This is a genomic window from Actinocrinis sp., assembly GCF_035653575.1.
Taxonomy (GTDB): domain Bacteria; phylum Actinomycetota; class Actinomycetes; order Streptomycetales; family Catenulisporaceae; genus Actinocrinis.
The window spans coordinates 1-13,223 of record NZ_DASRBQ010000181.1 but is presented as its reverse complement, the minus strand read 5'-3'; the positions used below and the strand labels follow the sequence as shown (position 1 = coordinate 13,223).

At 71.5% G+C, this 13,223-nt stretch carries 10 protein-coding genes; 4 read left to right on the top strand and 6 right to left on the bottom strand.

Annotated features, from left to right (window positions below; all coding sequences use genetic code 11):
- Nucleotides 1-256 precede the first annotated feature (256 nt).
- On the bottom strand, nt 257-4,171 hold the full coding sequence (cobN, locus tag VFA06_RS24590) for a cobaltochelatase subunit CobN (RefSeq protein WP_324843083.1): 3,915 nt from the start codon (nt 4,169-4,171) through the stop codon (nt 257-259).
- 251 nt (nt 4,172-4,422) lie between these two features.
- Between cobN and VFA06_RS24585 the strand changes: the two genes are divergently transcribed.
- Both VFA06_RS24585 and VFA06_RS24580 read left to right on the top strand, forming a co-directional pair.
- Nucleotides 4,423-5,187 (top strand): class I SAM-dependent methyltransferase, encoded by a 765-nt coding sequence (locus VFA06_RS24585; protein ID WP_324843082.1) that lies wholly within the window; start codon nt 4,423-4,425, stop codon nt 5,185-5,187.
- Between the two features lie 113 nt (nt 5,188-5,300).
- A complete protein-coding gene (locus tag VFA06_RS24580) occupies nt 5,301-5,774 on the top strand; it encodes a carboxymuconolactone decarboxylase family protein (RefSeq protein WP_324843081.1) in 474 nt (157 codons plus the stop codon).
- 85 nt (nt 5,775-5,859) lie between these two features.
- Here VFA06_RS24580 and VFA06_RS24575 read toward each other — a convergent pair whose 3' ends face one another.
- From VFA06_RS24575 to VFA06_RS24560, 4 genes are all read right to left on the bottom strand, one after another.
- A complete protein-coding gene (locus tag VFA06_RS24575; protein ID WP_324843080.1) occupies nt 5,860-6,645 on the bottom strand; it encodes a sulfite exporter TauE/SafE family protein in 786 nt (261 codons plus the stop codon).
- Nucleotides 6,646-6,762: 117 nt separating this feature from the next.
- Nucleotides 6,763-7,866, bottom strand: a complete 1,104-nt coding sequence (locus VFA06_RS24570) for an SPFH domain-containing protein (protein ID WP_324843079.1) — start codon at nt 7,864-7,866, stop codon at nt 6,763-6,765.
- Between the two features lie 245 nt (nt 7,867-8,111).
- Nucleotides 8,112-8,528, bottom strand: coding sequence for an NfeD family protein (locus VFA06_RS24565; protein WP_324843077.1), 417 nt, complete (start codon nt 8,526-8,528; stop codon nt 8,112-8,114).
- A gap of 143 nt (nt 8,529-8,671) precedes the next feature.
- Nucleotides 8,672-9,454 (bottom strand): ABC transporter ATP-binding protein, encoded by a 783-nt coding sequence (locus tag VFA06_RS24560; protein ID WP_324843076.1) that lies wholly within the window; start codon nt 9,452-9,454, stop codon nt 8,672-8,674.
- Between the two features lie 47 nt (nt 9,455-9,501).
- On the opposite strand from VFA06_RS24560, the gene serB reads away from it, so the two are divergent.
- On the top strand, nt 9,502-10,785 hold the full coding sequence (gene serB, locus VFA06_RS24555) for a phosphoserine phosphatase SerB (RefSeq protein ID WP_324843075.1): 1,284 nt from the start codon (nt 9,502-9,504) through the stop codon (nt 10,783-10,785).
- Between the two features lie 27 nt (nt 10,786-10,812).
- Here serB and VFA06_RS24550 read toward each other — a convergent pair whose 3' ends face one another.
- On the bottom strand, nt 10,813-12,009 hold the full coding sequence (locus tag VFA06_RS24550) for a hypothetical protein (RefSeq protein WP_324843074.1): 1,197 nt from the start codon (nt 12,007-12,009) through the stop codon (nt 10,813-10,815).
- Nucleotides 12,010-12,310: 301 nt separating this feature from the next.
- Between VFA06_RS24550 and VFA06_RS24545 the strand changes: the two genes are divergently transcribed.
- Nucleotides 12,311-13,192: a phosphotransferase gene (locus tag VFA06_RS24545; protein WP_324843073.1), complete on the top strand. Its 882-nt coding sequence runs from the start codon at nt 12,311-12,313 to the stop codon at nt 13,190-13,192.
- The last annotated feature ends 31 nt before the right edge of the window (nt 13,193-13,223 follow it).

Genomic DNA, 13,223 nt, shown 5'->3' with positions numbered 1-13,223 from the left:
GAGCCCACGCCCGATCGAGCAGAAATAATCAGCGGACGGCTGGGAGTTCCTGACTCACGCGGCACGCCCGGCGGCTGACCGGGTGACGCTGCGCTCACAGTGGCGGGACCGCTCCGGACTGGACCCACCGCGAGCAGGCAGGAGCCCGCTCGGGTGGATCGGCACCGGATTCCTCCGTGACCGTCGCCTAGAGCATAGCCGGACGATGAGCGGCCGTTGTCGCGGCCACGCCCGGCGCGGGAAGGGCCGCGGCCGGCTACTCGCCCTCGAGGTCGCCTTCCAGGTCGAGATAGACCTCGCGGAGGCGGTCGAGCGTGTCCGGATCGGGCGTCGACCACAGCTTCCGGTCGGCCGCCTCCAGCAGACGCTCGGCGACGCCGCGCAGCGCCCAGGGGTTCGAGCGGCGCATGAAGTCGGCGTTGGTCTCGTCGAAGACGTAGGCGGCGGCGAGCTTCTCGTACATCCAGTCGTCGACGACGCCAGCGGTCGCGTCGTAGCCGAACAGGTAGTCCACGGTCGCCGCAAGCTCGAAGGCCCCCTTGTAGCCGTGGCGCTGCATCGCGGCGATCCACTTGGGGTTGACCACGCGCGAGCGGAAGACGCGGTGGGTCTCCTCGGCGAGGGTGCGCGTCTTCACGGTGTCGGGAACGGCCGAGTCGCCGACGTACGCCGCCGGGGAGGAGCCGGTCAGCGCGCGGACGTAGGCGACCATGCCGCCGTGGTACTGGAAGTAGTCGTCGGAGTCGACGATGTCGTGTTCGCGGGTGTCCTGGTTCTTCGCGGCGGCCTCGATGCGGCGGAACGCGGCGTCCATGTCGGCGCGGGCCTCGCGGCCGTCGAGGCCGCGGCCGTAGGCGTAGCCGCCCCAGACCGCGAAAACCTCGGCCAGGTCGGCGTCGCTGCTCCAGTTGCGGGCGTCGATGAGCGGGAGCAGGCCCGCGCCGTACGCGCCCGGCTTTGAGCCGAAGATGCGCGTCGTCGCGCGCCGCCGGTCACCGTGTGCGGCCTGGTCCGCGTCGGCGTGCGCTTTGACGTAGTTGACCTCGGCCGGTTCGTCGAGCTGCGCGACGGCCTGGATCGCGTCGTCCACGAGGGCGACCACGTGCGGGAACGCGTCGCGGAAGAACCCTGAGATGCGGACGGTCACGTCGATGCGCGGCCGGCCGAGCCGCTCGGCGGGAACGACCTCGAACCCGGTGACCCGGCGGGAGGCGTCGTCCCAGACCGGCTCGACGCCGAGCAGCGCGAGGATTTCCGCGATGTCGTCGCCCTGCGTCCGCATCGCGCTGGTGCCCCAGACCGTGATGCCGACCGAGCGGGGGTAGGCGCCGGTGTCGGCGAGGTGGCGCGCGAGCAGGGACTCGGCGAGGGCGCGGCCGACGTCGTGGGCGTTGCGCGACGGGATCGCCTTCGGGTCCACGGAGTAGAAGTTGCGGCCGGTCGGCAGCACGCTGACCAGGCCGCGGGTCGGCGAGCCCGAGGGCCCGGCCGGGATGTAGCGGCCGTCGAGCGCGCGCAGGACGTTGCCGATCTCGTCGGTGGTGCGGCGCAGCCGCGGGACGACTTCGCGGGCGGCGAAACGCAGCACCGCGGCGACGTCCGGCGTGATGGAGGCGGCAATGTCCGCCCAGGGGCCGTCGCCCTCAGGCTCGCCGCCATCATGCCCGGTGCCGTCATGCGCACCGCGTTCGCGCCCAACGCCGTCATGGCCAGTGCCGCCACGCTCGCCGTGCTCGGGCTCGTTTTCTTCGCGCCCGCCGCTTCGGTGCCCATCGCGCTCTTGCCCACCGCGTTCGCGCTGACCGTGCTCGGGCCCACTTCCTGCAGGCCTGTTAATAGTGGCGAGCAGCGCGTCGACGTCCCATTCCGCCGCCGCCAACGCCTCGATCAGCGCCCTGGCCTCACCCTCCAGCTGGTCCACGTGCGCCGGGTCGGTCTCAGCGTCCTGCGGCAGGCCGCGCGCCTCGGCGAGGGCGCGCCGCAGTCCGGGCAGCGCTCCCCCACGGCCCTCGAACCCCGCCGCGCCGCCGAAGATCTGGCGGGCGCGGACGATCGCGAGCACGTCGTTGACCAGCTCCTCGCCCTCCGGGGCGCGGCCGAGGATGTGCAGGCCGTCGCGGATCTGCACGTCCTTGATCTCGCACAGGTAGCCGTCGATGTGCAGTACGAAGTCGTCGAAGTCGTCCTCGCCCGGCATCGAGTCCTGATGCAGGTCGTGGTGCAGCTGCGCCGCCGTGACCAGTTCCCAGATCTGCGCGCGCACGACCGGAGCCTTTGCCGGGTCGAGGGCCTGGACCGTGGCGTACTCGTCGAGGAGCTGTTCGAGCCGCGCGAGGTCGCCGTACGCGTCGGCGCGGGCCATCGGCGGGATCAGATGGTCCACGACGGTGGCGTGCGCTCGCCGCTTGGCCTGCGTGCCCTCCCCGGGGTCGTTCACGATGAACGGGTACACCAGCGGCAGGTCGCCAAGCACGGCGTCGGGGGCGCAGGACTCTGACAAGCCGAGGCCCTTGCCGGGCAGCCATTCCAGCGTGCCGTGCTTGCCCAGGTGCACGAGCGCGTCGGCGCCGAATCCGCCCTCTGATACGGGCGCGGCGAGCCAGCGGTAGGCGGCCAGATAGTGGTGGCTGGGCGGCAGGTCCGGGTCATGGTAGATCGCGATCGGGTTCTCGCCGAAGCCGCGCGGCGGCTGGATCAGCAGGACGAGGTTGTCGAACGTGAGGCTGGCGAGCACGATCTGCGGCGCGTCCGGATCGGAGTCGTCGACGTACAGCGAACCGGGCGGCTCGCCCCAGTGCTCGCGGATCGCCTCGCGCAGGTCGGTGGGCAGGCCGGTGAACCAGCGTTCGTAGTCAGCCAGCGGCACGCGCGCGGTCGCGGCGGCCAGCTGCTCGGCTGTGAGCCATTCCACATCGTGCCCGCCGGCGGCGATCAGCGAGTGGATGAGGGTGTCGCCGTCCTCGGGGAAGTCCCCGACCGCGTATCCGGCCTCGCGCATGGCCGCGAACAGGCGCACGGCGGACGCCGGAGTGTCCAGGCCCACAGCGTTGCCGATGCGCGCGTGCTTGGTCGGATAGGAGGAAAGCAGAACGCCGATTCGCTTCTCGCTGTTGGCTTTGCGTGACAGCGCGGCGTGCCGGGCGGCGATGCCGGCGACGCGGGCAGCACGCTCAGGGTCCGCGACGTAGACCGCGATGCCGTCCGCGTCGCCCCCCTCCTTCAGCACGGTCTTGAACGAGAACGGGACGGTGATCAGGCGGCCGTCGAACTCGGGGATGGCGACCTGCATGGCGGCGTCCATCGGCGAGAGCGCGGCGTTCGAGTCCTGCCATGCCTCACGGGTCGAGGTAAGGCAGAGTCCTTGGATGACCGGCACGTCGAGCCGCGCGAGGGCGCCGACGTCCCACGCGTCCTCGTCACCGCCCGCCGAGGCGTCGGCCGCGACCGCGCCACCGGCCGCGAGCACCGTCACGATGAGCGCGTCGCAGCCGCGCAGCAGATCGGTCAGGCCCGTGTCGTCCTGGTCGCCGAGCGAGCGAAGCGACGCGCAGAAGACGGGGCGCGCGTTGGCGCCCGCGGCCTCGAGGGCGTCGCAGAGCGTGTCGACGAACCCGGTGTTGCCGGACAGTTCGTGCGCGCGGTAGTAGATCACGCCGACGGTCGGCCGATCGGGATCCACGGCGCGTGGGCGGTCGCCGGCGTCGGTGTGAATGCCGAAAAGCGGCGTCGGCTGCGGGGGCTCGAATTCGCCGCCCGGCTCGTCGCGCAGGACTGCGGCGTCAAGGTATTCCGAAAGCCGGGCCAGGTTTTCCGGTCCTCCGGCCAGGAGGTATCCCGACGCCGCAGTCGCCACCGAAAGCGGCACCGAGGAGAGCGCCATGAGGTCGGCGTCGGGGGTGGCTTCGCCGCCGAGCGCGATGGCCGGGATGCCCGCCCGCGCGAGAGCGGCGAGCCCGTCCTCCCAGACGCGGGCTCCGCCGAGCAGCCGCACGATCGCGATGCGCACCCCGTCGAGCAGGGCCGGAAGTTCGGCCGTGGCGACTCGCGCCGGGTTGGCCACGCGGTAATCGGCACGGGGCTGCGCGGCTGGCTGCGCCGCGCTCGCGGCGCGGGCGGCGAGCAGATCGGTGTCGGCGGTGGAGACCAGCAGGATCGTCGGGGGGCGTTCCACGGACACTGTGCGGGCGCTGCCTTTCGCGTCGATGCGTCGAGTGCCGCTCGGATCAGGGGCCTGATGCGCTCGGCGATGGACCCCGGGCCGTCGCGGCGCCGATCCGGTGCCGTGGACCGGGTCACCGGGCCGCCGCGCGGCGGAGCGCCAGCCTATCGCCCCGGTGTCGTTATCCGATCGTCACCTTTCGGTCGCCACCTGGTCACCAGCCAATACGGTCAAAGCATGATCGTTGGTGTTAGGTTCGCACTGTGGCTATCCACCACGCCGCAGAACTCGGCTATCAGCGCGCCGCCGCGGACTATGAGCGCGTCCGCCCTTCGTATCCGACGCGGTCCCTGGCCGTGCTCGCCGACGCTCTCGACCTGCGCGCCGGCCGGTGCGTCGCCGAGGTGGGCGCGGGCACCGGGAAGTTCACCCGGCTGCTGGCGCTGACCGGGGCGCGGGTGGTCGCGCTGGAGCCGGTGGCGGCGATGCGGGACCGGTTGGCCGAGCTGCTGCCCCAGGTCGAGGTGGTGGACGGGCTGGCTGAGGCGACCGGCCTTCCGGACGGCTCGATGGACGCCGTGGTGGCGGCGCAGGCCTGGCACTGGTTCGATCCGAAGGCGGCGCTGGCCGAGGTGGAGCGGATCACGCACCGGCACGGGCGGCTCGGGCTGGTGTGGAACACGCTGGACGAGACAGTGCCGTGGGTGGCCGAGTACTCGAAGATCTACCGGCAGTGGCGCACCGAGGCGGTTCCGGGACACCGGGACGGCCGGTGGCGCCGGTTCTTCGACGACCTGCCGGGCTGGTCGCCGCTGGCCGCGCAGCATGTGCCGAATCCCTATGTGACGGACCGTGAGGGCGTGCTCGGGCAGGCGCTCACCTCCAGCGTCATCAGCACCCTGGACGCACACAGCCGCGCGCAGGTGCGCCACGAGCTGGAGGCGGTGCTCGACCGGCACGAGGAAAGCCGCGGCGACCGGATCGAGATCCCGTACGTGACGGACGTGTACTGGACCGCGCGGATCTAGGTCGCCGACGGGTCTGCGCGCTGCGAGACCTACGTCACATTTCTCGCTGTCACGTTCCGCCGAGTCGTTCCGTCAAGGGTGTGTAACCAACGGGAACGGCTAAGGAGCTCCTCATGGAAGCCCGTCTGAACACCCAGAACAACCCGCTGCTCGGCAAGGTCATCAAGTACCTGAACTCGGTCGGGAAGGTGCTCTCGGACTCGTCGCTGCCGATGGCCACGCAGGAACTGGTGAAGCTGCGGGCCAGCCAGATCAACGGCTGCGGGTTCTGCACCGACATGCACTACAAGGACGCGATCGCGGCCGGCGAGGACCCGCTGCGGCTGAACATGGTGGCGGCCTGGCGCGAGGCGAAGGTCTTCACCGAGGCCGAGCGGGCCGCGCTGGAGCTGGCCGAGCAGGGCACCCGCATCGCGGACGCGGCCGGCGGCGTGCCGGACGAGGTGTGGGCGAACGCGGCCAAGCACTACGACGAGGAGCAGCTCTCGGCTCTGGTCGCGGTGATCGCCCTGATCAACACCTACAACCGGATGAACGTCATCGTTCAGCAGCCGGCCGGCGACTACCAGCCCGGGATGTTCGGCTAAGTCGCACGGCTCGAGCCGCAGGGCCCGGCTCGATCCCGGCTGCGGGGCTGTCGGCGTGCGAGGGCGCCGGCAGCCCCGCGCCGCGTCAGGCGAGCAGCTTGACGAGCGCGACGATCCCGACGCAGACGATCACGACGCGCAGCGCCGTCGGCGGGAGCTTGCGGCCGATGCGCGCGCCGAGCTGCCCGCCGAGGATGGAGCCCGCGGCGATCAGCCCTGCGGCGCCCCAGGCGATGTGCGTGGAGGCGATGAAGATGACCGCCGCGACCCCGTTGACCAGCGCGGCCAGCACGTTTTTCGCGGCGTTGAGGCGCTGGAGGGTGTCGGTGAACGCGATGCCGAGCAGGCCGATGAGGATCACGCCCTGCGCCGCGCCGAAGTAGCCGCCGTAGACGCCGGTGCCGAAGACCAGTGTCCAGAGCACCGGGCCGCCGGCGGCGTTCGCGCGCCCGGCCTCGCCCCGACCGCCTCGGGCGGCCTGGCGGCGGGCGACCCACCCGGCGAGCGCCGGCTGCGCGATCACGAGCGCGAGCGCGATCAGAATCAGCGCGGGGACGATCGCTTTGAAGGCCCCGGCCGGCAGGGTGAGCAGCAGGATCGCGCCCGTGACGCCGCCGAGCAGGGAGGCGCTGCCGAGCAGCAGCAGCCTGGCGCGCTGCCCTCGCAGTTCCCTGCGATAGCCGTGCACTCCGCTGATCACGCCGGGCACCAGGCCCACGGTGTTGGTGACGTTGGCCAGCACCGGCGAGTAGCCGAACGCGAGCAGGGTCGGGAAGGTGATCAGCGTGCCGGAGCCGACGACGGTGTTGATCGTCCCGGCCGCCAGCCCGGCGCCGAGCAGCGCGGCCGCCTCGCCAATCCCATGCGTCACGCGATCAGCGTACCGGGGTGCGTCTAGCGGTCGGCCGAGACGTGCCCCTTACCGCGTGTGTCCCTAGACACACGTCCCGGCTTACCGCGTCGTACGAAGTCGGTGGACGCTCGTCGCCTATTCGTCCTCGGCGCCGTAAAGCACGTCGGCCGGTGACAGACGGCGGGGCCGTGGCGTGTGCGCCGGACGGTCGGACGGCTCGCGGGCCGGGCCGCCGCTGCCTGCCGCTTGCGCCGCCGGAGCGGCCGAGGGGCGCGGACCGGTCGGGCGGGCCGGGTCGCCGCCCTCTCCCCCGCTGCCCCCGGCGTTGCCGGAGCCGGGGCCGGGTTCGCCGTTGGCCGGCATCTGGATCTTGCTGAACGCGCCGCCGATGCCCTCGACCGCCTTGCCCAGCTCGCTCGGCACGATCCAGACCTTGTTCGCCTCGCCCTCGGCGAGCTTCGGCAGCATCTGCAGGTACTGGTAGCTGAGCAGCTTGGAGTCGGCGTCGCCCTCGTGGATGGCCTCGAAGACCTTCTTGATCGCCTGGGCCTCGCCGCCGGCGCGCAGTTCCGCGGCCTTGGCCTCGCCCTCGGCCTTGAGGATCATCGACTGCCGGTCGCCCTCGGCGCGCAGGATCTCGGCCTGCTTGACACCCTCGGCCTGCAGCACGGTCGCGCGCCGTTCGCGTTCGGCGCGCACCTGCTTCTCCATGGCCTCGGTGATGTCGCGGTTGGGCTGGATGGTGCGCAGCTCGACGCGGTTGACCCGGATGCCCCAGGGCCCGGTGGCCTGGTCCAAGGCGTCGCGCAGCTCGGTGTTGACCTCGTCGCGGCTGGTGAGGGTGCGCTCCAGGTCCATGCCGCCGACGATGTTGCGCAGCGTCGTGGAGACCAGGTACTCGATGGCCTGCACGTAGTTCTGGATCTCGTAGGTGGCCCGGCGTGGGTCGGTGACCTGGTAGTAGACCACCCAGTCGATGTAGACCAGCAGGTTGTCCTCGGTGATGACCTCCTGCGGCGGGAAGGGCACGACCTGCTCGCGCATGTCCACGGTGGCCCGGATGGTGTCCGCCACCGGGACCAGGAAGCGCAGCCCGGGCTCCAGGGTCCGCCGGTAGCGGCCGAAGCGCTCGACGACCTGGGCGCTGGCCTGCGGGACGATCTGCACGGACCGGTAGAGGAAGTAGGTGACGGACAGCACCACGATCAGCACCACGAGAATCGCGGTGACCACGCTCATCCCTGCCTCCCCTGGATTTGGCGACGGCCCTCAGTCGTTTCGACCCCACTGCCGTGCCGCGATATGACGATGCGGTGAGCTGCAAAAGTTAAAGTACTGACGAGCCCACACGATACTGCGATTATGCCCAAAGTTTCAGCCCGTCAGCCCTAACGCGCCGGGCCGAAAAGATGACCGCTTGGGGCGCGGGCGTCGGCTGCGTCGCGCGCTGGGGGTACGGTGCGCCCCGGCAAGCCTGGATGAGTTCATATGACCAGCGCGGTCGCACCGTCGATCTCCAGGACGTGCACGACGGCTCCGGGCTCGAAGACGGCCTCGGGATCGTAGGCGCGGGCGGTCCAGATCTGGCCGCTGAGCCTGATCCGGCCGGCGTGCGCGTCGACGCGGCTGGTGACCAGGGCGTCGCTGCCGACCAGCGCGGCCACTCCGGTGCGCAGTCCCGGACGCGACTGATGGCGCATCACGGCCGGGCGCAAAAAGACGATGAGGCCGACGCTGACGCCCATGAAAACCGGGATCTGCCCGGCCAGCGGCAGGCCCAGCGCCGCCAGCACGGCGGCCACCGCAGCGGCCGCGGCCGCCATGACACAGGCGAGGGTCGCTGTCGCACTCTCGGCCAACAGCAGTAAGACGGCTGTGACCATCCACCACACCCAGCCCATGCCGACCATGGTACTGACGGCGATCGACTTTGCGCAGTCCGTAGCTGGTTTTTCAGCGCTTGCAGCGCCCTGAGACGGCCGCTTAGCTCAGTCTGCTGATTCGGCGGGCCGGGCCAAGCCGCTGCCCACGGCGCGGGCGGCGGTCACAGCCCGCGCGCGTAGTACCTGCCCCCGCTGCTCTCCACGGCCAGCGGGATGTTGAAGCAGGCGGAAAGGTTCTCGGCGGTGAGGGTCAGCGGCACCGGGCCGGCCGCCACGACGCCGCCCTGCCGCAGCATCAGCACGTGCGTGAAGCCGGGCGGGATCTCCTCGACGTGGTGGGTGACCAGGATCGTCACCGGGGAGTTCGGGTCGGCGGCGTGGTTGGCCAGGCGGCGCACCAGGTCCTCGCGGCCGGCCAGGTCGAGCCCGGCGGCCGGCTCGTCGAGCAGCAGCAGCTCGGGGTCGGTCATCAGGGCCCTGGCGATCAGGACCCGCTTGCGCTCGCCGGAGGACAGCGTGCCGTAGGTGCGGTCGGCGAAGCCCTCCATGCCCCACCACGCCAGCAGGTCGTCGGCGCGGCTGGTGTCGACCTCGTCGTATTTCTCGCGCCACCGGCCCAGCTGCCCGTAGCTTGCGGTCAGCACGGTGTCGCGGACCTTGGCGGTGCGCCCGAGGCGCTGGTCGACGGCGGCGGAGGTCAGGCCGATGCGGGGGCGCAGCTCGAAGACGTCGACTTTGCCGAGGGTGTCGCCGAGGATGGTGGCGGTGCCGCTGCTCGGGTGCAGGTTCCCGGCGGCGATCTGCAGCAGGGTGGTCTTGCCGGCCCCGTTCGGCCCGACCACTACCCAGCGTTCGCCCTCGGCGACCCGCCAGGTGATCCCGCTCAGCAGCTTCTTCCCGTCCCGCACCAGGGAGACGTCGACCAGGTCGAGCACGTCCGTCATGTGGCCAAACCTATAGGGTGCGGATGACGGGCCGGTAGCGTGGGGCCATGCAATCGGAGATCGTCGGGGCGCCGGACGGGCGCCCTCTGGGCCTCTCGGACGACGCGCCGACGCTGCTGGTCACGGTGTTCGGGGCGGACCGGCCCGGGGTGACCGCCGCGCTGTTCGAACAGATCACCGAGTTCGAGGCGCGCACCGGGTACGCCGCGCAGGTCGCGGACGTCGAGCAGATAGTGCTGCGCGGTCGGCTGGTCCTCGGTGTGCTGGTGACGGCCCCGCGGGACCAGACCGAGTTCCGGATCATGCTGCACCGGTGGGCGGCGGCGTGGAAGCTCGACGTGGAGATCACCGAGGGGCGCGGCGACAACCGCAGGCGCCGGGCCGGGCGCAGCCGGGTGACCGTGCTCGGGTCGCCGCTGACCGCCGGGGCGATGGGGATGGTGGCCGGGCGGATCGCCGAGGCGCAGGGCAACATCGACCGGATCGTGCGCCTGGCGAAGTACCCGGTCACCGCGATCGAGCTGGACGTGTCGGGCGTGGATCCGGCGCAGCTGCGCGGCGTTTTGACGACGGCTGCCGCCGGGGCCGGGGTGGACATCGCGGTGCAGCGCTCGGGGCTGGCGCGGCGGGCCAAGCACCTGGTGGTGATGGACGTCGACTCGACGCTGATCCAGGACGAGGTGATCGAGCTGCTGGCCCGGCACGCGGGCTGCCTGGAGCAGGTCGAGCGGGTGACCGCGGCCGCGATGCGCGGCGAGCTGGACTTCACCGCGTCCCTGCGCGCTCGGGTGGCGCTGCTGGAAGGCCTGCCCGAGACAGTGTTCGATAAGGTGCGCGCGGAGGTGCGCTACACGCCGGGCGCTAAGACATTGGTGCGTACGCTCAAGCGGCTCGGTTACCAGGTCGGGATTGTCTCCGGTGGCTTCACTCAGATCACCGACACGCTTGTCGGCCAGCTCGGGCTGGACTTCGCGGCGGCCAACACGCTGGAAGTCGCGGAGGGCCGGCTGACCGGCCGCGTGGTGGGTGACGTAGTCGACCGGCCGGGTAAGGCGGCGGCGCTGCGCCGGTTCGCCGCGACGGCCGGGGTGCCGCTGTCGGAGACCGTGGCGATCGGCGACGGGGCGAACGATCTGGACATGCTGGCGGCGGCCGGTCTCGGTGTCGCGTTCAATGCCAAACCGTTGGTGCGTGAGGCGGCAGACACGGCCGTGAACGTCCCCTTCCTCGACACGATCCTTTTCCTGCTGGGGATTCCGCGAGAGGAAGTCGAGGAGGCGGACGAGGCGTCAGGCGTCGCGGAGACCATGGGGGCCGAACCGGACGCCTGACGCGCGGTGCGCGTGCGTGCCGCTGCGCTACTGAGCGGTCGCTGGCGTCGTCGCGGGCTTCGGACGCAGGACTGAGGCGAGGCCCAGCGTGGCGAGCAGGCCGATGACGCAGTATGCGCCGAGGATGAACAGTGGTTCGGCGGTGTTCGCGCCGCCGAAGTAGGCGACCGAGCGGGTGGCGTCGGTGCCCGCTCCCGGCGGGAAGAACGCGCCGATCGCGCGCCAGAACGGCGGGATGAGCGCGCGGGCGTAGGCCCCGCCGGCCGACGGGTTGCCGAGGATCACGAACAGCAGCACGGCGACGCCGATGCCGAGTACGCCGAGGGCGACCTGCAAGGCCATGGTGACCGCGCCCGCGCCGAATACGACGAGCGCCCCGACGACGGCCAGGTGCCAGAAGCTGCCGGGCAGCGCGCCGAGTTCGTGCTGCACGAGCCAGGCGCCGACGCCGCCGGCCACGCAGGCGCTCAGGGCGAGGGCGATGAGGCGCACGACGGCCCGAGTGGGCGTCGCGGGGCGTGTTCCGGCGCTGACACCGAGGATCGAGGCGATCAGATAGCCGGTGACGGTCCAGCCGACGGCCATATAGAAGGAGGAAAGGCCGCCGTTGTCCGCGGCCGCCACTGGCACAACGTCGCGGACGGTGACGGTGCGCTGCTGTTGTGCTTCGGCGCTCTGGATGATCCTGGTCACCGCGTTGGAGATGGATGGGCTCGCGGCGGAGGCGACGTAGAGGGTGTCGGTGTTGCTGGTCGGGTCGATGATCAGCGCGCCGGTGCTGGTGCGGTCGGCGACGCGCGAGCGGGCGGTCTGCTCGTCGGCGATCAGTCGCGGGGTGAGCGGCTTGCCGGGCAGGCTGGCAATGCCGGCGACGGCTTGGCCCTGAACCGTGGCCGGCGCGACGACGTCGAACGGCAGGTTCTTGGCTGTCGGGTGATGCAGGGCACCGACATAGGAAAGGATGAAGCCGACGCCGAGGCACAGGGTCGCGATGACGAGGATGGCGGAACGCGGCCTGACGGCGTCTTTGATCTCGTACCAGACGCCGGCGGGACGTTGCGGGTCGGTGTTCGCTACAACAGTGTTCGCTGCAACAGTGTCCGCCGCGACCGCGGGGATCACGTCGGTGTCGGGTTCGGGGGCGGGTGTGGTGGCAGCGTGTGGAGCGCCGTCGGCTGCGGTACGGGCCTCGGTGGCGTTTTCGAGCTCGTCGCGTTCCGTCATGCTGCCATTGTGGGTGCGCCACGGCGCTATCGCTCGCCGGAGCCGACCCGAGCGGCGGCGGCGCTAGCCCGCGGTTTTCTGCGCACGCCCGGGTAATGCCTTCGACGGCGCGGTCGTGAGCTGCGAGGATGACGCCGTGTCAGCGCGTGCCGAAACCCCTTCCCCGGTCATGGATATGGTCGATCTCACGCCGGTCGAGCCGGGTGCGGGAGTGCCGCCGTGGCGTGATCCGCAGTGGCTGGCCGAGGCGGTGGCGTGGATCGACGCGCGGCTGGCGGCTGCGGGACTGCGGCGCTCCAGCGTGCCGGCGCTGCGGGGACGCATGTGGTCGGTGGTGGCCCGGGTGCCGGTCGGCGCGCAGGGAACCGTGTGGTTCAAGGCCAATCCGCCGGGCTCGGCCTTCGAGCCGGGACTCATCGCCGCGCTCGGGCAGTGGGCGCCGGGGATGGTGCCGCCGGTGCTCGCGGTCGATACCGAGCGTGCGTGGATGCTGGCCTTCGATGCCGGATCGCGCCTGCACGAGCTGCTCGATCGCGACCCGGATCCGGCGCATCTGATCCCGGTGCTCCAGCGGTACGCGCGCCTTCAACGGGACCTTTCGGCGCGTACCGACGAACTGCTCGCGCTCTGCGTGCCGGATCTGCGGCCGACGACGCTGCCCGGGCGGCTGGAGACGCTGCTTGCGGGCGAAGCGCTGCGGGCGGCGGTCGGCGAGGGCCGATTCGAGGCGTTGCGCGGCTTTCTGCCCGAGCTGCGCGAGCGTTGCGCGCAGCTTGAGGCGTTCGGCATCGCGGCTTCGCTCGACCACAACGACCTGCATCCGAACAATGTGTTCGGGTCCGGCGACAGGGGGCTGTTGTTCGATTGGGGCGATGCGTCGGTCGGCCATCCCTTCAGCACCCTGCTGGTGGTCTTGCGCGCGGCGAGGGCGCATTTCGGCGCGGCCGATCTCGGCCGCCTGCGGGCCGCCTACCTCGAGCCGTGGCTTGGGGACGGGTACCGCCTGGCCGAACTGGAGCGCGCGGCCGACCTTGCGATGCGGATCGCGCCGATCTCGCGGGCGACGACCTGGCGGCGGGTCTTCCCGTGCTTCGCCGGTGTCGGGGAGTCGAACGCCAGCGTGGCGCGCTGGCTCGTGCACCTGCTCGCGTCGGACCCGCTCGGCGACTTCGAGCTGGCCTGACCGGCGGCCGCTGACCGGCGACGCTGACCGG